Source organism: Salinimicrobium oceani, assembly GCF_012037645.1.
The window spans coordinates 1-364 of sequence record NZ_JAAVJR010001077.1; the positions used below are offsets into that span (position 1 = coordinate 1).

A 364-nucleotide genomic window follows, 5' to 3' on the forward strand; every position below is an offset into this window, starting at 1 on the left:
TGGATAATCCGAGCCCGGCGACGGTAAAAGCTGTTACTTTTTTTACCGGCTTGTGGTCTACGGTATGACCTACAGAGAGCATGATAAAAGAGGCGGCAATGGTACAGCCGGCGTAGATCGCTCCAAAGGCACCTTCAGAAATGCTGAAAGACCTGATGATCTCCGGTACGTAGAGGGACATGAGGAAGGTTTGTCCAAAGCCGGAGAGCAGCGTGAGCAGCCATCCAAAGCTCACCGTCCTGAAGTTGCCTTTGAGAAAGTAAAAATAGTCTTTCAAATTGCCTTTTTTGAGGCTGCAAAGGTAAGGCCTTATTCCTGCAGGGAAAAAGTTAGCTGCTCTTTAGGATATTTTTAAAAGAAAAGG

General features: G+C 46.7%; 1 pseudogene. It reads right to left on the reverse strand.

The annotated features are described in order from the left end of the window. Positions 1–277: pseudogene (locus HC175_RS20855) on the reverse strand (MFS transporter); the annotation flags it as partial. Positions 278–364 lie beyond the last annotated feature (87 nt).